Origin of the sequence: Faecalicatena sp. Marseille-Q4148, from assembly GCA_018228665.1 — a bacterium.
In the GTDB taxonomy this organism is placed as follows: Bacteria; Bacillota; Clostridia; order Lachnospirales; family Lachnospiraceae; genus UBA9414.
Genome location: CP073692.1, coordinates 1,742,252 through 1,761,385 on the forward strand (window position 1 = coordinate 1,742,252; position 19,134 = coordinate 1,761,385).

Annotated in this window: 22 protein-coding genes, 1 riboswitch and 1 other annotated feature; of the genes, 3 read left to right on the plus strand and 19 right to left on the minus strand. The window is 43.2% G+C overall.

Annotated elements, in window-relative coordinates; translation table 11 throughout:
• Positions 1-89: 89 nt before the first annotated feature.
• The 18 genes from KFE17_08190 to proC all read right to left on the minus strand — a co-directional run bounded on the left by KFE17_08190 (position 90) and on the right by proC (position 15,645).
• A complete protein-coding gene (locus KFE17_08190) occupies positions 90-1,310 on the minus strand; it encodes a tyrosine--tRNA ligase (GenBank protein ID QUO30894.1) in 1,221 nt (406 codons plus the stop codon).
• Positions 1,311-1,331: 21 nt separating this feature from the next.
• The gene (locus KFE17_08195; protein ID QUO30895.1) at positions 1,332-1,853 is read right to left on the minus strand and encodes a topology modulation protein; all 522 of its coding nucleotides are present in this window, start codon (positions 1,851-1,853) and stop codon (positions 1,332-1,334) included.
• Positions 1,843-2,415 carry an NUDIX domain-containing protein gene (locus KFE17_08200; protein QUO30896.1) on the minus strand — a complete coding sequence of 191 codons (573 nt, stop codon included), beginning with the start codon at positions 2,413-2,415 and terminating at the stop codon, positions 1,843-1,845. The genes KFE17_08195 and KFE17_08200 overlap by 11 nt, the downstream gene beginning before the upstream one ends.
• 103 nt (positions 2,416-2,518) lie before the next feature.
• Positions 2,519-2,813: a binding site (T-box leader), on the minus strand.
• A gap of 29 nt (positions 2,814-2,842) precedes the next feature.
• Positions 2,843-3,679 (minus strand): MurR/RpiR family transcriptional regulator, encoded by an 837-nt coding sequence (locus tag KFE17_08205; protein QUO30897.1) that lies wholly within the window; start codon positions 3,677-3,679, stop codon positions 2,843-2,845.
• A 3-nt stretch (positions 3,680-3,682) separates the two neighbouring features.
• Positions 3,683-4,576: an ROK family protein gene (locus KFE17_08210; GenBank protein QUO30898.1), complete on the minus strand. Its 894-nt coding sequence runs from the start codon at positions 4,574-4,576 to the stop codon at positions 3,683-3,685.
• A 67-nt stretch (positions 4,577-4,643) separates the two neighbouring features.
• Positions 4,644-5,096, minus strand: coding sequence for a YhcH/YjgK/YiaL family protein (locus KFE17_08215; GenBank protein QUO30899.1), 453 nt, complete (start codon positions 5,094-5,096; stop codon positions 4,644-4,646).
• A 20-nt stretch (positions 5,097-5,116) separates the two neighbouring features.
• Entirely contained in the window at positions 5,117-6,625 is a 1,509-nt protein-coding gene (locus KFE17_08220; GenBank protein QUO30900.1) for a sodium:solute symporter, read from the minus strand.
• A gap of 12 nt (positions 6,626-6,637) precedes the next feature.
• Positions 6,638-7,555 carry a dihydrodipicolinate synthase family protein gene (locus KFE17_08225; protein ID QUO30901.1) on the minus strand — a complete coding sequence of 306 codons (918 nt, stop codon included), beginning with the start codon at positions 7,553-7,555 and terminating at the stop codon, positions 6,638-6,640.
• 76 nt (positions 7,556-7,631) lie between these two features.
• Complete coding sequence (locus KFE17_08230) at positions 7,632-8,315, minus strand: N-acetylmannosamine-6-phosphate 2-epimerase (GenBank protein QUO30902.1); 684 nt, start codon at positions 8,313-8,315, stop codon at positions 7,632-7,634.
• 327 nt (positions 8,316-8,642) lie between these two features.
• The gene (truA, locus tag KFE17_08235; protein QUO30903.1) at positions 8,643-9,410 is read right to left on the minus strand and encodes a tRNA pseudouridine(38-40) synthase TruA; all 768 of its coding nucleotides are present in this window, start codon (positions 9,408-9,410) and stop codon (positions 8,643-8,645) included.
• Between the two features lie 18 nt (positions 9,411-9,428).
• The gene (locus KFE17_08240) at positions 9,429-10,253 is read right to left on the minus strand and encodes an energy-coupling factor transporter transmembrane protein EcfT (protein ID QUO30904.1); all 825 of its coding nucleotides are present in this window, start codon (positions 10,251-10,253) and stop codon (positions 9,429-9,431) included.
• Positions 10,254-10,256: 3 nt separating this feature from the next.
• On the minus strand, positions 10,257-11,117 hold the full coding sequence (locus KFE17_08245; protein ID QUO30905.1) for an energy-coupling factor transporter ATPase: 861 nt from the start codon (positions 11,115-11,117) through the stop codon (positions 10,257-10,259).
• Positions 11,102-11,956: an energy-coupling factor transporter ATPase gene (locus KFE17_08250; GenBank protein ID QUO30906.1), complete on the minus strand. Its 855-nt coding sequence runs from the start codon at positions 11,954-11,956 to the stop codon at positions 11,102-11,104. The genes KFE17_08245 and KFE17_08250 overlap by 16 nt, the downstream gene beginning before the upstream one ends.
• Positions 11,957-12,059: 103 nt before the next feature.
• Positions 12,060-12,716 (minus strand): ECF transporter S component, encoded by a 657-nt coding sequence (locus KFE17_08255; protein QUO33668.1) that lies wholly within the window; start codon positions 12,714-12,716, stop codon positions 12,060-12,062.
• Positions 12,717-12,901: 185 nt separating this feature from the next.
• Positions 12,902-13,030: riboswitch (FMN riboswitch) on the minus strand.
• A 65-nt stretch (positions 13,031-13,095) separates the two neighbouring features.
• The gene (locus KFE17_08260) at positions 13,096-13,566 is read right to left on the minus strand and encodes a methylglyoxal synthase (GenBank protein QUO30907.1); all 471 of its coding nucleotides are present in this window, start codon (positions 13,564-13,566) and stop codon (positions 13,096-13,098) included.
• Positions 13,567-13,601: 35 nt separating this feature from the next.
• Positions 13,602-14,120, minus strand: coding sequence for a peptidylprolyl isomerase (locus tag KFE17_08265; GenBank protein ID QUO30908.1), 519 nt, complete (start codon positions 14,118-14,120; stop codon positions 13,602-13,604).
• A 124-nt stretch (positions 14,121-14,244) separates the two neighbouring features.
• Entirely contained in the window at positions 14,245-14,823 is a 579-nt protein-coding gene (locus tag KFE17_08270) for a TetR/AcrR family transcriptional regulator (protein ID QUO30909.1), read from the minus strand.
• Between the two features lie 27 nt (positions 14,824-14,850).
• Positions 14,851-15,645, minus strand: a complete 795-nt coding sequence (gene proC / locus KFE17_08275; GenBank protein ID QUO30910.1) for a pyrroline-5-carboxylate reductase — start codon at positions 15,643-15,645, stop codon at positions 14,851-14,853.
• Positions 15,646-15,853: 208 nt separating this feature from the next.
• Here proC and KFE17_08280 point away from each other — a divergent pair, with 208 nt between their 5' ends.
• From KFE17_08280 to nagA, 3 genes are all read left to right on the plus strand, one after another.
• Positions 15,854-16,462: a carbohydrate-binding family 9-like protein gene (locus KFE17_08280; GenBank protein QUO30911.1), complete on the plus strand. Its 609-nt coding sequence runs from the start codon at positions 15,854-15,856 to the stop codon at positions 16,460-16,462.
• Between the two features lie 29 nt (positions 16,463-16,491).
• Positions 16,492-17,223, plus strand: a complete 732-nt coding sequence (gene nagB, locus KFE17_08285) for a glucosamine-6-phosphate deaminase (protein ID QUO30912.1) — start codon at positions 16,492-16,494, stop codon at positions 17,221-17,223.
• 110 nt (positions 17,224-17,333) lie between these two features.
• Positions 17,334-18,449 carry an N-acetylglucosamine-6-phosphate deacetylase gene (gene nagA, locus KFE17_08290; protein QUO30913.1) on the plus strand — a complete coding sequence of 372 codons (1,116 nt, stop codon included), beginning with the start codon at positions 17,334-17,336 and terminating at the stop codon, positions 18,447-18,449.
• On the opposite strand, the gene KFE17_08295 is transcribed toward nagA, so the two are convergent.
• Complete coding sequence (locus KFE17_08295; GenBank protein ID QUO30914.1) at positions 18,439-19,098, minus strand: HAD family phosphatase; 660 nt, start codon at positions 19,096-19,098, stop codon at positions 18,439-18,441. The two genes, nagA and KFE17_08295, sit on opposite strands and share 11 nt — an antisense overlap.
• Positions 19,099-19,134 lie beyond the last annotated feature (36 nt).

Consider the following 19,134-nt stretch of genomic DNA (forward strand, 5'->3'; position numbering starts at 1 on the left):
CCCTTTCTCATTCTGCAAACCAAAAACTGTTTCAGATACTGATTATACATTTGTTCTCTAACAGTCTTTTTTCAGATTTCATAAATCTATTATTTCAACACAATCTTTCGGAAATTTTTCTTACCGCGCTTTAAGATAAAATCTTCTGCAAAGGCATCTTTTCCAAATGCAGCGCGAATATCTGTTACTTTCTCGCCATTTACAGATGCGCCGCCCTGTTCTACTGCACGTCTTCCTTCTGATTTACTCGGAACAAGTCCGCTCTTCTGGAGCAATGTGATAATATCGATAGAGCCGTCTGTAAAATCTTCCTCGCTAAGTTCAGCTGTCGGCATGTTAGCTGCATTTCCGGCGCTAAATAATGCTCTTGCGCTTTCCTGTGCTTTTGTTGCCTCTTCTTCGCCGTGAACCAGTTTTGTAAGCTCAAATGCAAGAATTTCTTTCGCTTTATTTAACTGGCTTCCTTCCCATTTATCCATCTCATCGATTTCTTCAAGCGGAAGGAATGTTAGCATACGGATACATTTCAGAACGTCTGCATCTGCCACATTTCTCCAGTACTGGTAGAATTCAAACGGAGATGTTTTGTTCGGATCAAGCCAAACTGCACCAGACTGTGTTTTACCCATTTTCTTTCCTTCTGAATTCAGAAGCAGTGTAATTGTCATTGCACATGCATTTTTACCAAGTTTACGACGAATGAGTTCTGTTCCGCCAAGCATATTGCTCCACTGATCATCTCCTCCGAACTGCAGATTACATCCGTATTTCTGGAATAATGCGTAGAAATCATAGCTCTGCATGATCATGTAGTTGAATTCCAGGAAGCTTAATCCTCTTTCCATACGCTGTTTGTAGCACTCTGCTGTCAGCATACGATTTACTGAGAAATGCGGTCCAACTTCACGGAGCAGATCAATATAATTCAGATCCAAAAGCCAGTCCGCGTTATTCACCATCAATGCTTTTCCTTCAGAAAAATCAATAAATTTGCTCATCTGTTCTTTGAAGCAATCACAGTTATGCTGAATTTGTTCCGGTGTCATCATAGAACGCATATCTGTTCTTCCGGATGGATCTCCGATGTATCCTGTTCCTCCACCGATAAGAGCGATCGGCTTATTTCCGGCCATCTGCAGACGTTTCATAAGACAAAGCGCCATAAAATGTCCTACATGAAGGCTATCTGCCGTCGGGTCAAATCCAATGTAAAATGTTGCCTTTCCATTATTGATCAGTTCTCTGATTTCTTCTTCATCTGTTACCTGCGCGATCAGACCGCGGGCCTGAAGTTCTTCATAAATCTTCATTTTTCTTTTCCTTCCTTATTCTTATTTCATTTCAGAACGCACCGATGTAAGAAAACGATCGCATTCTTTCTGATTTCTTAAAATAATGATGTTCGTATCTTTCTGTTCTGCAATATAGCGGTAATAATTGTCACGCCTCTCTCTGTTAAAATTCCAGATGCGTTTTAGAAATCCCGGATCAAACTTCTCCGGACATCCGGGATTCATATCCGGACGCGGCTTTCCATAATTTTTTATTACTCGCTTCAATACGCGAAAAATACAAAACCACAGCGGATAATCAAGATAGATTACCGTATCACAGGCATCCATCCTGCGCTTTAACGTACGCGGAAAATTCCCGTCCATGATCCACTTGTCTTTTGCAAGTTCCTGCTCTACAAGGCTGTCAAACTCTTCATTGGAAGCCCTGATCCACCCTTCTTTCCAGGAAAGTTTATCCAAATGTACGACGGGAATATCCCACCAGGCACTCAGCTGCCTTGCGACGGTAGATTTACCGCTTCCGCTTGCTCCGATAATAATAATCTTTTCAGGCTTCACAACAGGCACCTCCTCCGGCAGCAAGGGAAATTCTATCCGCTTGTTCTTTCTGCTCACCGAGGACCCATGTTTCAAATCGTTTTCCGAGAGACTGGATTCTCCTGTAGATCGGTCCTGCGATCAGACCGTCTTTCCCCATGCGATGCAGCTCTTCAAGCGTTACCCATTTCGCATCTACTGTTTCCATATCCTGAAGCACGATTTCTGAAATCGCCACATCACGTCTCAGGAAATAAAAATCGATAATAGAATACTCTTCCTTCTGTGTTTCCAGAAATTGAAGTTCTTCTTCCTCTGCACGGATTCCTGTCTCTTCAAATAATTCCCTTACGGCTCCTGCGCGGCTCGTCTCCCCTGCCTGGATACAGCCTCCGGTATTTTCCCAGAGATTCGGATATTTCTCCTTCTCCGGATGTCTCAGTGTCAGAAGAATTTCATGTTTGCTGTTTACTACACAGATGACAGCAACAAGATGATACTCTCCATGTACCTTCGGCGCAAGGCGACTCTGCCTGCGGTTCAGGGGCCTTCTGTTTTCATCAAACAAATCCCATAATTCCATTTTATTTCTCCTACTTCAACTCATTTTTATTGTGTAAAAGAAATCGCCAATTGATCTATCCGTACCACAAAATGTATAACAAAAAACCCGCCCTCTCCATTTCGGAAAGGGCGGGAACATTCCCGCGGTACCACCTTTTCTTTCACAGACTGCTCACACAGCCTGTCTCCATAAGTATCTGCCAATACTCTGATACGATAACGTGTATCAACTCCGTCACATCCTACTTCTGACTGCCCCGTGTCATTGGCTGGTTTTCTGTCTGCCGACACTGACTGCAGCGGTTCGGTGTAAAGCTCCAAGATGTATTCACAATCTGTTTTCCATGCACCTCTCATCATCCGGTTACTTTCTGTATGCTTTTTCAGACTGCTACTTCTTCTTTTCATTGCCTGTTCTGATTATATTATCTGATTGACATAGTAGACTATCTGCCCGTGTTTGTCAAGGGCTTCTTTGCGTGAAGCGCCTCCAGCGTACTTCCGTGAAGTCCTTCTGTCCGGTTCTTATTCTGGGCAACATATTTACTGTAAATAATATCGATAAGTACAAGAATCGGAAACTGCGGCGAAATAACATTCCCGTAATTCAGATACTTAAGCGACGGCACAACCGCCACCTCATCACAGAATTCCTCAAAAGACTCTCTTTTCTGTGCTGTGATCAAAATCGTTCTCGCCCCTCTTTTTCTGGCCCCCTGAAGAAAATACAGAATATCTTCCGTCTCTCCGCTAATCGAAATTCCGATCGCAAGACAGCCTTTATCCTGAAACACCGTCTGCATCTTCATCATGTCTCCGTCCGTAATCGAATCTATATCCACACCGATTCTCATAAAACGGCTTTCCACTTCCCTGGCTGCCAGTCCTGAACTTCCTTTTCCGCAAATGTATACCCGATTTGCTCTCGTAATCATCCTGCTGATATGTTCAATCTGTTTCTCATCTACAAGACTATAGCTCTTATTGAGAAGTTCCTGATACACATTCAGAATTGTTCTCGTATTTCCTTCCATCGTATCCTTACGGACTTCAAATGTTTCTTCATATTGATAAATAAATTCCCGATATCCTCTGTAGCCGCATTTCTGGGCAAATCTGGAAAGCGATGCCTCTGAAATATAAAGCCGTTCTGCCACAGCACGGGCAGAAAAATCTCCCCGCTCCTGATTATGAATAAAATAATCTGCAATCGTTTTTTCCACATTTGTGAACTTCTTGTAATTTGCCTCGATTACCGGCACAACGGACTTTAAATATTCCATAGATTACCTCATACTTTCTCCATGACGTTCCTGAAAATGATAAAATGCGCCAAGCATTCCGGCGTTGTTCTGATGACTTGCAAAAGCAAGCTTTGTCTTCTTTGCAATACTAGGCAGAAGATACTGCTCCAGTGATTTCTGGATGCGCGGACGCAGAAATTCTTCCTGTGCCATAATCCCGCCTCCCAGTACAACGAGCTCCGGATTCAATACATAACAGATATTTGCTATCCCATATCCCAGTATATCACACATTTCATCGATCGCGCGAATACAAATTTCATCTCCGTTCTTTGCAGCCTCAAAAATCTCTACACCATTCCATTTCCGTTTGTCCGAATGGCGCTCACACACCTTTTTCGTCAGAATACTGCTGGCTCCCAACGTCTGAAAATCACTGCCAAACATGTGCATATAACCAACTTCACAGGCGCTTCCGGAAAATCCGTGATGAACTTTTCCATCTATAATAATACATCCTCCGATTCCTGTCCCAATTGTAAGACAAAGAGCAGAAGAACATCCTTTTGCCGCTCCTGATTTTGTTTCCGCCAGGCCGGCACAGTTTACATCATTTTCCACTTCGCAAGGGATATGGAATCTCTCTTCCATTGTCTTTTTAAAATTTGTTCCGATATAGTCTGGAATCAGCGGCGCTGAATAAAAAATACTCCCCTGATCCACATCTACCATACCGGCTGTGGAAATACATATTCCTGAGATTTCTTCTTGTTTCACAAATGTCTCGACAATCGAGACAGCCTTTGCAAGGATCGCAGGACCTCCTTTGGACGCCTCTGTCGCCATCTGCTTTCTCTCAAGAATGTTTCCCTTTTCATTTACCATACCATATTTGATCGCTGTTCCACCAATGTCAATACAAATATATTTCTTCATTGATTCCTCCGTTTCTTTGCCCGAAAAGGCAAACCTCTGACCTGTGGTTTGCCTCTCCTTTGATTTCCTATTGAATTCTCACTTTAAAAATTGCTTTTTTCACTTTTTTTGGTTCTTCCACCTGAATCGCTGTCATATGACCGTCATGCGGATAACATACAAGGAAATCACCCTTTTTTAATATTACATGACTATTTGCAGCGCCTTCCAACGGCAGGAAGTCATCTTTCGGAACAAATTCTTTTTGCTCCATATTTTCAATAAAATTCAGATTAATCTGTTCTTCCCCGTCAAGCATGAAATGAACGTCCAGATATTCTCTGTGCGCTTCCCAAAACCGATTTTCCGGTGTTGTTGTCTCATATTCTACAATATTTACAAACAAACGCTCTCCATCGATCGGATGACTTCCTTTTTCAAAGTTTTTCAGATCATTCTCTGCTGCGTATGCGAAACATTCCTGAATTCCTTTTTCCAGATAAGCAAATTCTTCCAGATTTTTAATATTTCCGAAAATCATTTTTGTCACCTCTTATAATCCTATGAATGATAAATCGTTGTATTTGCTTTCGGTTTTTCATTATCTCCCTTCACTTTTCTGTAGAGAATACTTGCAGGTACTCCTACTACAAGTGAAATTGCAATTGAGATAATAGAATAAGACCAGATAGACACATTTTCTGCCGGTACCATATATTTGATGTAGATCATTGCTGCAGATGCTACGATAAATGCCACATAAGCGCCAAATGCATTCGCTACTTTCGTAAATGCTCCGAGGATGAAGGTTCCTCCTAAAATACCAAGTACCAGTCCCATAAAACCGTTAAACCATTCATATGCAGATTTAATGTTTCCGTTTGCAAGAATAATTGATACCGCGATTGCAAAAATACCAACGCCAAGCGATACGAACTGGGCGATTCTTGTCTGTGTCTTAAAGCTTAACTCTTTCTTAGAAAGACGCTCCTGAATATCCAGTGTCCAGCTTGTTGCAACTGAGTTCAGACCTGTGGAAAGTGTAGACTGTGCTGCAGCATAGATTGCTGCCAGAAGCAGTCCTGTAATTCCTACCGGAAGTTCAAACGCAATGTAAGATGCAAAAATCTGATCCTGCTGTGCTGCCGGCGGAAGCGGATTCCCCTGTGTCTGATAGAACACATGAAGTCCTGTTCCAATCAGGTAGAATGCTGTTGCGATAAAAATAGAAAGCGCACCGTTTGTCAGCATCATTTTATTCAGCTTTTTCGTATCTGTTGTTGTTGTAAATCTCTGTACGATATCCTGACTGGAAATGTAAGAAGATAATGTGTTGAATCCTGCACCAACAATCAGAAGAAATACACTTGTTTTTAAAATATTAATATCAAAAATCGGTTCATTCGGAGCAAGGAACTTCCCTTCTCCCATAGAACGGAAAATCGCACCAAAACCTCCGTCAATTCCTCCTGCCAGATAGAACAGTGCGAACGTAACACCGACAAGAAGTACGGACCCCTGGATGAAGTCTGTCCAAAGTACGGATTTCAGACCGCCGGTATAGGAATAGATGATTGCGATCACACCCATAACAATAATTAAAATATTGACATTAATTCCTGTGAGCTGTGCCAATACCATAGACGGAAGGTACATAATAATTGACATACGTCCAATCTGATATACGATAAACATGACTGCGCCAAGCACGCGAAGTCCTTTGCTGTTAAAGCGGATCTCAAGATAATGATATGCCGTATCAATATCTAATTTACTGTAAATCGGAAGGAAGAACTTAATGGTAATCGGGATTGCCACAAGCATACCAAGCTGTGCAAACCACATGATCCATGTACCTGCATAAGAGTTTCCTGCTAACGACAAGAAGGAAATCGGACTTAATAATGTAGCAAAAATAGATACCGAAGTCACCCACCACGGAATTGTTCCGTCACCTTTAAAGAATTCCTTTCCCTGCATTTCTTTCTTTGAGAAATGTAATCCGGCAAACAGAACTGCCGCCAGATAAACGACTAAAATAATTAAATCAATTGTTGTAAATCCCTGCACTTTACTATCCTCTTAGCAGTACTTTGCAACTGCTTCTTTCACCATTTTTGCTGCTTCTTTTGCAATCTCGAAATCTGACTCGATCAACTGTGGAAGCGGTTCACGAACTCCCCCAAGATCCAGATTTTCATTGATACGAAGAATCTCTTTGATTACTCCATACATATTTCCGTGAGCAGAACACATTTTGTAAATCACTTCATTTGCTGCATACTGTACTTCGCGGGCTTCTTCCAGTTTGTTTGCTTTCACAAGTTCGTCCATTTTCAGGAAGAGTTCCGGCATTACACCGTATGTTCCGCCAATTCCGCCTTCTGCTCCAATGACACGTCCGCTGATAAACTGCTCGTCCGGACCATTGAAAATGATATAATCGTTTCCGGCTGCCGCCTTAAACATCTGAATATCCTGAACCGGCATAGAAGAATTCTTTACGCCAATGACTCTTGGATTTTTACGCATTTCTGCAAACAGATTCTGTGTTAAAGCCACACCTGCAAGCTGCGGAATATTGTAAATGACAAAATCTGTGTTCGGTGCAGCCGCGCTCATATCATTCCAGTATTTTGCAATTGCATATTCCGGAAGTCTGAAATAAATTGGTGGAATCGCTGCAATCGCATCAACGCCTAAACTCTCAGCATGTTTTGCAAGCTCAACGCTGTCTTTTGTATTGTTACATGCAACGTGTGCGATCACCGTCAGTTTTCCTTTCGCAACTGCCATAACATTTTCCAGAGTAATCTTGCGGTCTTCTACGCTCTGGTAAATACATTCACCTGAAGAACCATTTACATAAACACCTTTTACACCTTTTTTGATGTGATACTCTGTCAGCGCTCTGACTCTCTCCGGGCTAATGTTTCCTTCTTCATCGTAACATGCATAAAATGCCGGAATCACGCCTTTGTACTTTTCTAAGTTTGCCATAATGAAATACCCCTTTCATAAAATAAATGTGTGGATGTGTTCTCTATTCTCCGTTCACGGAGATGCTGCGGTACGTCTATTCTAATACGTCCGCAAAGCTCTTTGTAATTAGCTGTGGTCTTGTAATAATGGAGCCGACCACTACGCTGTATGCGCCCAGTTCAATAACTCTTTTTACTTTTTCAGGCGTATTAATATTTCCCTCTGCAATAACAGGATGTTTTGCCTTTGCCAATACTTCGCGAATAATTTCGAAGTCATTATGTTCGATTTTAAGCCCTTTGCTCTGCTCTGTATAGCCAACTAATGTTGTTCCGATAAAATCAAAGCCAAGCTCATCTGCATAAAGCATTTCTTCTACGGTAGAACAGTCTGCCATCAGAAGCTGATCCGGATATTTCTCCCGAATTTCCTTATAAAACTCTGTCAGCGTCTTTCCGCCCGGCCGTGTATTGATCGTTGCATCCAATGCAATAATCTCCACGCCGACTTCCATCAGCTCATCAATCTCTTTCATGGTCGGTGTGATATATACTTTACTGTCTTCATAATCTCGTTTCACAATTCCAATGACCGGAAGATCTACCTGGGAATGGATTTCCTGAATATCTTCTTTTGTGTTGGCACGAATTCCATGTGCACCGCCTTCTTTCGCTGCAAGCGCCATTCTTCCCATGATAAAAGAAGAGTGAAGCGGCTCATGCGGAAGCGCCTGACAGGATACGATTAATTTTCCTTTAATACTTTCTATGTTGTTCATATCCGTTCCTCCTTTGTTAGTGCCCAGTATAACATTTCTGCAATTATTATCAATATATCTTTTCATTACTGAAAGTTCTTTCAGAGTTTTCGCCTTCTTTCTTTCTTTTTCACATATTTTTTATTTTATTTTTATACAGATTTCACAATAAAATGCACGAAGTTTCCGAGAACTCCATTTTCTCTCTCCCATTTCATCAAAAATAACTTCAAAAGCTCCGAGCGCTCCACGAAAATTTTCCACAAAAAAAGATACAATGAGCTGCTTCTTCACTGTATCTTTTATATTTTCAATAGCATAATAACTATTCTGTTTGATTCTTTTCTCTTAATCCGTTCCTTCGGAAGCTTCCCGTCCTTCTCCATAGTCAATCCGCATCAGCATCAATCCCTGAGGCGGCGCGGTTACTCCGGCTGCTTTCCGGCTTTTCGCTTCCAGAATCTCTCTTACCTGCTCCGGCTCGTAAAATCCGCGTCCTACCCGGATCAATGTTCCCACAATAATCCGAACCATATTATAGAGAAAGCCATTTCCCGTAATGCGTACGGTAATCTCTTCTCCGTCTCTCAGAACATCCAACGCGGTAATCGTCCGCACCGTATCTTCCACATCTGTCCGTACATTACAAAAACTCACAAAGTCATGCTCGCCTTTTAGATACTCTGCTGCCTGCTGCATCTTCTTCTCGTCCAGCGGAAAGGAAACAAAATAATTTGTCAGCCGCTTCGTTGGCACTGGGATCCGAGTATTTAAAATATGATATTCATATGTCTTTTCGCAATTCCGATAACGCGGATGCCAGTCTGCCGGAACTTCATCGGAAGACACAATCACAATATCATCCGGAAGCCGCTGGTTCAATGCATAAGAAAAACGCTCCGGCGGAATCGTAGATTCTGTATCAAATACCGCCACATTTCCCATCGCATGTACACCGGAATCTGTGCGGCTTGCCCCGATTACCGCAATGGCTTCTCCTGTCATTTTGCAGAGCGTACGATTAAGCACTTCCTCAACCGTAATTCCATTCGGCTGGATCTGCCAGCCACAGTAGTTTGTCCCGTCATAAGCAATGACAAGTCTAATCCGTCTCATCCGGCTTTTCCTCCTGTTTTAAAAAATCCAAATGCGGAACGGTACAAACCGTCCGACCACACAAGCCGCTGCCACATACAGAATGGTAATCGCATATGCAGCTACATCATTTTTATGATAAATGAGCGGTTTCATCTTTGTTCTTCCGTCACCGCCCTGATAACATCTTGCTTCCATAGCCATTGCAAGATCATTTGCCCGGCGAAAGGCAGAAACAAAAAGCGGAACCAAAATCGGAACCATATTCTTTGCTCTCTGGATCAGATTGCCGCTCTCAAGATCTGCACCTCTTGCCATCTGAGCTTTCATAATCTTATCTGTCTCTTCCAGCAATATCGGAATAAAACGCAGGGCAATGGACATAATCATCGCAATCTCATGCACCGGCACATGAAGATGGCGAAGCGGATTCAGCAGACGCTCAATCCCGTCTGTCAATGCATTCGGCGTCGTTGTCAGCGTCATCACAGAAGCCCCAATAATCAAATAAATCAGACGAATTGCCATAAAAACTGCCGTTCGAAGCCCTTCATCCGTAATCTTCAGAAAGCCGACTTTCCAGAGAATCGTCCCTGTTCCCGTTAAAAACAGATTGAAAACAACGGTAATCATCAACAGTAAAATAATAGGTTTTAACCCTTTTACGATAAACTTTACCGGCACTTTAGAGATCCGTACAACTGCAAACAGGAAAATAGTGGCAATCACATACCCCAACATGTTTTTAAATAAAAATAAAGAAATCAAGTACAAAAGTGTACACACAATCTTTGTCCGCGGATCAAGGCGGTGTACCCGGCTATTCGCCGGATAATACTGTCCTATTGTAATATCTCGAATCATCTCTTACACCTCTTGCCTGTCTTGAAACAGCTTCATAATCTCATCCGCCGCCTCTTCTATCGTTGTTGCCGCTGTATTTACTGCAAGCCCGCTCTTAGCAAGTTCATGCATAATATAAGTAACCTGCGGGGCTGCGAGTCCTACCTGCTCCAGTTCTTTATAATGTGAAAACACTTCTTTCGGCGCACCGTCAAGCATGACGCTTCCCTTATCCATCACAATAATCCGCTCCACATATTTGGCAACATCTTCCATACTGTGGGACACAAGAATGACCGTCAATCCCAATTCATCGTGAAGCTTCTTAATCTGGTCTAATATCTCATCCCGCCCTTTCGGATCAAGCCCTGCCGTCGGCTCATCAAGTACAAGGACGTCCGGATGCATCGCCAGGACACCGGCAATGGCTACACGCCGCTTCTGTCCTCCTGACAGATCAAACGGAGAATCCTTATAGTGCTTCTCTGAGATTCCTACCATTTTGAGAGCTTCTTCGGCCCGTTTCTGACATTCTTCTTTCTCCAATCCCTGATTCTTCGGACCAAAGCACACATCTGTCAGCACATCCACCTCGAAAAGCTGATGTTCCGGATACTGAAACACAAGCCCTACCCTCGTACGCAGCTGCTTCAGATTATAGCCCTCTTCGTAAATATTCTCGCCTTGAAAGCATACTTTTCCGTCTGTTGCCTTTACTAAACCATTCAGATGCTGTATCAAAGTAGACTTCCCGGATCCGGTATGCCCAATGATACCGACAAACTGTCCCTGCGGAATCGTCAGATTCACATCTTTCAGCGCCTGCTTTTCATAAGCTGTTCCCGGACTGTATACATAATTCACATGTTCTAACGTAATTGACATAGTATCTCCACCAACTCTTCTTTTCTCAAAACTCCTTCCGGTACCGGAAGACCTCTTTTTCTTAATTCATGGGCCAGCATCGTTACCTGCGGAACATCCAGCCGGTATTTCTTCAGAAGATCTATCTGAGAAAATATTTCCCGCGGCGTTCCCTGCATAACGACATGTCCCTGATCCATAACGATTACCTGATCTGCATCGATTACTTCTTCCATATAATGAGTAATCAAAATAACTGTAATATGCTCCTGCTTTCTCAGCTCCTTCACCGTTCGCAGCACTTCTTTACGCCCATTCGGATCAAGCATGGCCGTCGGTTCATCGAGCACAATACATTTTGGTTTCATTGCAACGACTCCGGCAATGGCTACTCTTTGCTTTTGTCCGCCGGATAATTTATTCGGTGAATGGTGACGGTATTCAATCATACCAACGGCAGAAAGACTTTTTTCTACACGCTGCCAGATTTCTTCCGCTGGAACTCCAAGGTTCTCCGGTCCAAACCCCACATCTTCTTCCACCACGGTTCCGATAATCTGGTTGTCCGGATTTTGGAACACCATTCCGGCTGTTTGTCTCACATTCCAGAGTTCCTCCGGATCAGACGTATTCTTTCCATCTACCCACATCGTTCCTTCTGTCGGAATCAGGATCGCATTCATATGCTTTGCCAACGTAGATTTACCAGAACCATTATGCCCTAAGATTGCAATAAACTGCCCCGGGCAAACATCCAGATCCACTTCATCGATAGCCCGGTGGGTTCCAATGACATTGCCCTCTTCATCTCGTTTTTCATACTCATATACAAGTTTTTTTGTGCGAATCACCAGTCTCATCTCTCTCTTTCTTCACTGATTTTTTTATTCTAATCCTATCGCCTGTTTTTTACAAGAGCTATTTCCGGAAAACTTTCCTCTGTTCATAAGAGAAGCAGGCCTGTTAAGACCTGCTCATTTTTAAAATTGGACTGATTTTCTTATAGATCAGAAGTACAATAATCGAAACAAGAACACCTTTCAATAAATTAAATGGCACTACTGCAAACAATACAAGTGTTGTAATATTTGTGATTGCCGGATTTACTGCTGTTCCCATCCCAATAATCGTTTCAAGCGAAAGTCCCATTAACATCGTATAAGCCGGAAGCAGTACAAATGCATTGATCAGACTTCCAACAACAGTCATAACTACTGTGCCTGCGGTCATTCCAATGACAGCGCCTTTTCGGGAATGGAGTCTCTGATAAATAAGTCCTGCCGGAACACAAAACGCACAGCCGATCAGGAAATTCGCTGCTTCACCAATTCCTACTGTTTGCGTTCCGCTGATTAAAATATTCAACAATACCTTCACAAGCTCAATCAATACGCCCGCCATTGGTCCCATTGTAAAGCATCCGATCAATACCGGAACTTCACTGAAATCAATCTCATAAAATGAAGGTGCAAATGGAAGCGGAATCTCAAACAGCATCAAAATGACTGCTGCTGCCCCCATCATGGCAATCTGGGTAATCGTACGCACCTTGCTTCTGCTCATTTTGCATGCTGTCTCTGCCTGCTTTTGCCTCTGGTTTGCTTCCGGCTTTGTGTCCATACCTGTTTTTGTCTCTGTACTCATAATATCTCTCCTTTTTGTTTGCGGAAATACTTCCAAAGAAAGAATCGTGCCATGACACTTTCCGGATTCTCACAAGCAGCACCCTGTGAACTTCGCTTCCTTCAGATTATGCCAATAAAAATCCCCGGATAGAATCTACCCGGGGACATACGTCTGCACTGCATGTTCTTCTCTCATCCAGACTTTACTGTCGGTTTTGGAATTACACCAAATCAGCCATTCAGGACTTGCCTGAACAGGTCGCGGACTATACCGCCGGTTGGGACTTGCACCCTACCCCGAAGAATTTCCTATTATTTGTTCATGCCTATTATACCGTTAACCTAAAGAGGAATCAAGTAATTTCGGCATGTTTTTATAATGTCTCTGCGCGCTCTTCAATATTCTTTTGAAAATTCATCACTTCATGGTCATATTCGGTATCCATATAGACCGATCTGATCAGGAAGTCTGCTGTCGCTTTATTGATTGCCATAGGAATATCATACACCTGTGCAATCCTCATCAGCGCCTTTACATCCGGATCATGTGGCTGAGCTGTCAGTGGATCGGAAAAAAACACAACAAAGTCTATCACACCTTCTACGATCTTCGCGCCGATCTGCTGATCTCCGCCCAACGGGCCGCTATTATACCCTTTCACGATGAGACCGGTTTTGTCAGCGATCATTCGTGCCGTTGTTCCGGTACCATAGAGTTTGTGTTCCTTCAAAATATCATAATGCTCCTGACACCATTCAATCAGTTTCGGTTTTTCATTATCATGGGCGATCAGCGCAATGTTCTTTCTCCGCCCAATCGTAAATGTCACATACTTATCGTTCATCCCGATACCTTCCTCTCTCAGCCTCTTTCCAGCTGTTATGCCTGTTCCGGCTCCTCATATGTCTCGCCAAAGGTCTCTACTGTTACGGATTTCATCTTCTGTGGTTCCAGTGGACGGTCACGGAAGTCTGTTGCAGTCTCAGCAATCTTATTCACAATGTCCATACCTTCTGTCACTTTTCCAAATGCCGCATAAGCTCCATCGAGATGCGGAGATTTCTCATGCATAATAAAGAACTGGCTTCCTGCTGAATCCGGATGCATTGCCCTTGCCATTGAAATCACGCCCGGATCATGGGAAAGATTATTCTGGAATCCGTTCTGTGCAAATTCTCCTTTAATATTGTATCCAGGTCCGCCTGTACCTGTTCCCTGCGGGCATCCGCCCTGGATCATAAAGCCTCTGATCACCCGGTGGAAGATCAGTCCGTCATAAAATCCTTTATTTGCCAGTGAAATAAAATTTCTCACCGTGTTCGGAGCAATCTCCGGATATAATTCTACTTTAATGCTGTCGCCATTTTCCATTGTAATTGTAACGATCGGATTTGTCATTTTTCTATATTCCTTTCTTTATGATTTCTCTTTATTTTTTCCTGCAAATACCATTGCAAAAAAATAATTGCAGAGACTCTTTCTGTCTCTGCAATATATTTTATCACGAAATGACGTCAAACGTCTACTCCTTCCTGCGAAACTCTTCCATCATAATCGGGAAGTATTTCTTACTGTACTCTGCAAGTGAATAACTGCCTTTACTCAGGCACCATTCCGTTACAAGCGCCCGCTCGCACATCGCATAGTATTTGACAATCTCACTGACCGACTTGTTCTCCACAATCTCTCCCCGTTTTTGTCCTTCTTCTACAATCCGCCCGATTAAACGGTAATAGATTCGATTCTGATCCAAAAGGTTCTGTCCAGTCTTGGATACAAGCTGAGTTGAATAAAGCGATGCCAGTAAATCGGCGTTGACCATATTCTCCAGCGCCTCATGCATCTTTGCATCGAGATAAATAAGCTTGTCAAAGTTATTCATGTCGTCCTCAATCTCCTGAGAGAGTTCCAGATATTTCTCATCAAGAATCTCAGACAGAGTTCCGAGAAATGCATCCTTACTGTCAAAATGATAATAAAAGGAACCTTTCGATGTACCGGAACGCTTTATAATATCATCTATCGTTGTGTTGTCATATCCTTTTTCATGAAACAGCTCCCACGCCGCCTCAACAATCTTTGCTTTTACTCTTCCGGCCATCTTTTTCTCCTTTCCTATTCACAAACTCTACAGGTTTCTGGAAACATCAGCGCATGCCTTCATTGCTTCGATCAGCGCGCTTCTAAATCCTCTTTCTTCCAATACGCGAACAGCCTCGATTGTCGTTCCTGCCGGTGAACATACCATATCTTTTAATTCTCCCGGATGCTTGCCAAGTTCCAGAACCATCTTGGCACTTCCAAGAACTGCCTGTGCTGCGAATTTGTATGCCTGTGGTCTCGGCATTCCTTCACTCACTGCTGCATCTGCCATTGCCTCAATCATCATAAACACATAAGCCGGTGCGCTTCCGCTGACTGCCACAACTGCATCAATCAGACGTTCCGGAACAAATTCTGTCTTTCCAAAACAGTTTAAAATCTCATATGCATATTCCTGTTCTTCTTTCGTAACAGCCTCATTCACACACGCAGCTGTCATACCTTCCAGCACCATTGCAGGTGTGTTTGGCATTGTACGGACAAGCTTTACTTTCTTGCCAAATTTTTCTTCCAGCCATGCAAGTGTCTTGCCCGGAGCAATGGTAATCATCAGTTGATCTTCCCGCACCAGATCTTTTACCTCTGTAATTACTGCTTCATAAAACTGTGGTTTTACCGCAAGCACTACAACATCTGCTTTTTCTACCACTTCTTTGTTATTCTCTGTTGTGACAATGCCGTATGCCGCTTCCACTTTCTGTCTTCCGACAGGTGATAAATCTGAACCGATGATCTCTGAAGCTTTGATCATTCCATTTTTCACGATACCACCCATAATCGCGCCGGCCATATTTCCACATCCAATAAATCCTAATTTCATTTTCTTTCCTCCTGACTGAAAGTTTTTGTACTATAGTACAAAATGTAGCACCCCGGAAAGCATTTGTCAATGCTTCTCAAAAGAGGATTTGAAGAATCCGGCCGTTTTTTTGCACGATTTATTTTTTCTTTTCATCCTGCCTTGCTTTTATAGTACAAGTTTGATACTCTTATCTTGTATCAATTATTATACTATAATGAGGTAACATATGCAGTACAAAGTTAAAATTATATCATCAAAACAAGAATTGCATACCTGTTCCCGTTTCGAAGTCAGCCATGGACTGTGGGGAACAGATACATTTCCCCAGACATACGGATATCTTGGATTTGTTCCGGGCGAGGGATTTTATCTCTCAATGACCTGTCTCGAGAAAGATCCTTACACCGCATGTCACGTTCAGCAGGGTTCTGTCTGCAAAGACAGCGCTATGGAATTCTTCCTTCAGTGTTTTGAGGCGAAAGAAAATCCTGACATTTATCTGAACATCGAATTTAACTCTGCGGGAATCATGCACGCCAAGTACGGCAGCAGCCGTTCAGGCCGCACACCTCTTCCGTTGGAAGGCGAGGACGCACTTGTCTGGGCAAGCCACAAAGAAGATGACAGCTGGAGCGAAGAAGTATTTCTTCCACTTTCACTTCTTGAGAAGCTTTATCCAGGAATCACATTTGAACAGGGAAGCCGTTTCCGGTGTAATTTTTATAAGATTTCTGAGACACCGGCTATTGAGCATTATGCTGCTTACGCACCGCTTCCGGTTCCGAAACCTGATTTTCATTTACCGGAATTTTTTGCTGAAGCAATTCTGGTATAAAATATTTTTCAAGAAAGGGGCATTTTATTATGCGCATTATTGTAACAAAAGACTATGAAGACATGAGTAAAAAAGCTGCTGCGATCATCGCTGCACAAGTTGCTGAGAAACCGGACTGTGTTCTTGGACTTGCAACTGGTTCCACTCCGATCGGAACATATAAAAATCTGGTAGAATGGTATGAGAACGGAAGTCTTGACTTCTCTCAGGTAAGAACAGTCAACCTGGACGAATACAGAGGTCTTCCACGCGACAACGACCAGAGCTACTATTACTTCATGCATGACAATTTATTCAACCATGTCAATATTGATGAAGCTAACACAAACGTACCGGATGGTACAAATCCAGATGCTGACGCAGAATGTGCACGCTATGAAGCACTGATCGCTTCTTACGGCGGACAGGATCTTCAGCTTCTTGGACTTGGACATAATGGTCATATCGGATTCAATGAACCGGCTCAGGAATTCGATAAGACAACACACTGTGTAGACCTTCAGGAAAGCACAATCGAAGCTAACAAGCGTTTCTTCGCCTCTGCAGATGATGTTCCGAAACAGGCATATACAATGGGAATCGGCACAATCATGAAAGCAAAGAAAATCCTCGTTGTTGCAAATGGTGAAGGCAAAGCTGATATCGTTGCAAAAGCATTTTTCGGACCAGTAACACCAGAAGTTCCGGCTTCTATCCTGCAGTTCCATCCAAATGTGACAATCGTTGTTGACGAGGCTGCCGCTTCTAAACTTCCAAGATAATTTATACACAATTTCAATGGGACGTAGGCCTTCTCAGGTGTACGTCCTGTGTTTTATCAGCATAGGAGTTCATCTGAACACCAGATTTTCATCAAAAGGAGAAGACAATCATGATTATTAAAAATGTAAATGTATACGGAGAAGACAGAACATTCGCTCCGGGAGAAGTAATTATCGAAGACGGTCTCTTTGCCGCTTCTGCTTCCGATGAGAGTGAAATCATCGACGGCGAAGGCTGCTATGCCATTCCGGGACTCATTGACATTCATTTCCACGGATGTATGGGATACGATTCCTGTGACGGAACTCAGGAAGCCCTGGAAAAAATCGCAGAATACGAAGCTTCTGTCGGCGTAACGACCATCTGCCCTGCAACAATGACACTTCCGGTAGATACTCTGGAAGAAATCCTGAAAAATGCTGCTGATTATAAAAATGAATCCGGCGCAAGACTGGTTGGTCTGAATATGGAAGGACCATTCATCAGTCCGGAAAAGAAAGGCGCACAGGACGAGCACTACATTGTATCCTGTGATGCTAATATCTACAGACGATTCCAAAATGCTGCAAACGGACTTGTGAAATTCGTCGGAATTGCTCCGGAACGTGATGTGGAAGGCGCTGTAAAATTCATCCGGGAAGTAAAAGATGAAGTCACAGTATCTCTCGCACATACAAACGCAGATTACGATGCTGCAAAAGCAGCCTATGATGCCGGCGCAAGACATGCCGTTCATCTCTACAATGCAATGCCTGCATTTTCCCACCGTGCACCTGGCGTAATCGGCGCTGCCCACGACTGCAAAGAATGTATGGTAGAACTGATCTGTGACGGTGTACACATCCATCCTTCTGTTGTCCGCGCTACATTCGATATGTTCGGCGCTGACCGCATCTGCATGATCAGCGACAGTATGAGAGCAACAGGAATGCCGGACGGCCGCTATACTCTTGGCGGATTAGATGTAGACGTTGTCGGAAACCGTGCAACGCTTACTTCTAACGGCGCTCTTGCCGGTTCCGCAACAAACCTCGCTGACTGCATGCGTGTTGCTGTGAAAGATATGCATATCCCACTGGAAGATGTAGTTGGCTGCGTAACGATCAATCCTGCCAAAGCGCTGAAATTAGATGACCGCTATGGAAGTATTGCACCAGGTAAGATCGGTAATCTTGTGCTTCTTGACAAAGATCTGAATTTAAAGAAAGTCATTATCAACGGTTAATTCGCCGTTTCAACATTCCGATTGCTTCGTGAAGTGACCGAAACACATAATCTGCAAGCTGACGCACCGGTTCCTCCGGCTCTACAAGATCCGGAACCATACAGGTACAAAGTCCTGCTGCATGAGCAGAACAGACTCCTGCCGGTGCGTCTTCGAATGCAGTACACTGCTTTGGCAAAAGTCCAATCTGTTCACAGGCACGCACATACACCTCCGGATCCGGTTTGCTGTGCGTCACCATATCTCCAAATACAAATCCGTCAAAATATTCATAAAGCCCTGCATCTTTTAAAAGCTGTTCCGCATAAGCGCGTCTCGAAGATGTTGCAAGGGCAATCTTAAATCCGTTTTGCTTTCCGTATTCCAGCAATTCTCTGGCGCCCGGTTTGATTTCTACTCCTTCGGTCTCTGCAATTTCGTAAAATCTTCTTCGTGTTCGTTCAGAGAATTCTTCTACCGGAAAGTCCTCACGGATGTTCTCCCGAAAATATACTGCCCGCCGTTCTCTATTAAAACCAATCGTACGGAAAATATGCTCGCCCATATCCGGAATTCCCAAATCCTTTCCTACATCATCCCAGGATTGTTTCACAATACGTTCTGTATCAAAAATCAAACCATCCATATCAAATACAAGTCCTTGCTCCATTTTTTCCTCCCACAAATAAATAACTATGACCAAAAA

Excerpts from the sequence above, each read along its gene's own strand:
- KFE17_08190 (QUO30894.1), bottom strand. The coding sequence starts at position 1,310 with ATGAAGATTTATGAAGAACTTCAGGCCCGCGGTCTGATCGCGCAGGTA.
- KFE17_08200 (QUO30896.1), bottom strand. The coding sequence starts at position 2,415 with ATGGAATTATGGGATTTGTTTGATGAAAACAGAAGGCCCCTGAACCGC.
- KFE17_08205 (QUO30897.1), bottom strand. The coding sequence starts at position 3,679 with ATGGAATATTTAAAGTCCGTTGTGCCGGTAATCGAGGCAAATTACAAG.
- KFE17_08210 (QUO30898.1), bottom strand. The coding sequence starts at position 4,576 with ATGAAGAAATATATTTGTATTGACATTGGTGGAACAGCGATCAAATAT.
- KFE17_08215 (QUO30899.1), bottom strand. The coding sequence starts at position 5,096 with ATGATTTTCGGAAATATTAAAAATCTGGAAGAATTTGCTTATCTGGAA.
- KFE17_08225 (QUO30901.1), bottom strand. The coding sequence starts at position 7,555 with ATGGCAAACTTAGAAAAGTACAAAGGCGTGATTCCGGCATTTTATGCA.
- KFE17_08230 (QUO30902.1), bottom strand. The coding sequence starts at position 8,315 with ATGAACAACATAGAAAGTATTAAAGGAAAATTAATCGTATCCTGTCAG.
- truA (QUO30903.1), bottom strand. The coding sequence starts at position 9,410 with ATGAGACGGATTAGACTTGTCATTGCTTATGACGGGACAAACTACTGT.
- KFE17_08240 (QUO30904.1), bottom strand. The coding sequence starts at position 10,253 with ATGATTCGAGATATTACAATAGGACAGTATTATCCGGCGAATAGCCGG.
- KFE17_08245 (QUO30905.1), bottom strand. The coding sequence starts at position 11,117 with ATGTCAATTACGTTAGAACATGTGAATTATGTATACAGTCCGGGAACA.
- KFE17_08250 (QUO30906.1), bottom strand. The coding sequence starts at position 11,956 with ATGAGACTGGTGATTCGCACAAAAAAACTTGTATATGAGTATGAAAAA.
- KFE17_08255 (QUO33668.1), bottom strand. The coding sequence starts at position 12,716 with ATGGACACAAAGCCGGAAGCAAACCAGAGGCAAAAGCAGGCAGAGACA.
- KFE17_08260 (QUO30907.1), bottom strand. The coding sequence starts at position 13,566 with ATGAACGATAAGTATGTGACATTTACGATTGGGCGGAGAAAGAACATT.
- KFE17_08265 (QUO30908.1), bottom strand. The coding sequence starts at position 14,120 with ATGACAAATCCGATCGTTACAATTACAATGGAAAATGGCGACAGCATT.
- KFE17_08270 (QUO30909.1), bottom strand. The coding sequence starts at position 14,823 with ATGGCCGGAAGAGTAAAAGCAAAGATTGTTGAGGCGGCGTGGGAGCTG.
- proC (QUO30910.1), bottom strand. The coding sequence starts at position 15,645 with ATGAAATTAGGATTTATTGGATGTGGAAATATGGCCGGCGCGATTATG.
- KFE17_08280 (QUO30911.1), top strand. The coding sequence starts at position 15,854 with ATGCAGTACAAAGTTAAAATTATATCATCAAAACAAGAATTGCATACC.
- nagB (QUO30912.1), top strand. The coding sequence starts at position 16,492 with ATGCGCATTATTGTAACAAAAGACTATGAAGACATGAGTAAAAAAGCT.
- nagA (QUO30913.1), top strand. The coding sequence starts at position 17,334 with ATGATTATTAAAAATGTAAATGTATACGGAGAAGACAGAACATTCGCT.
- KFE17_08295 (QUO30914.1), bottom strand. The coding sequence starts at position 19,098 with ATGGAGCAAGGACTTGTATTTGATATGGATGGTTTGATTTTTGATACA.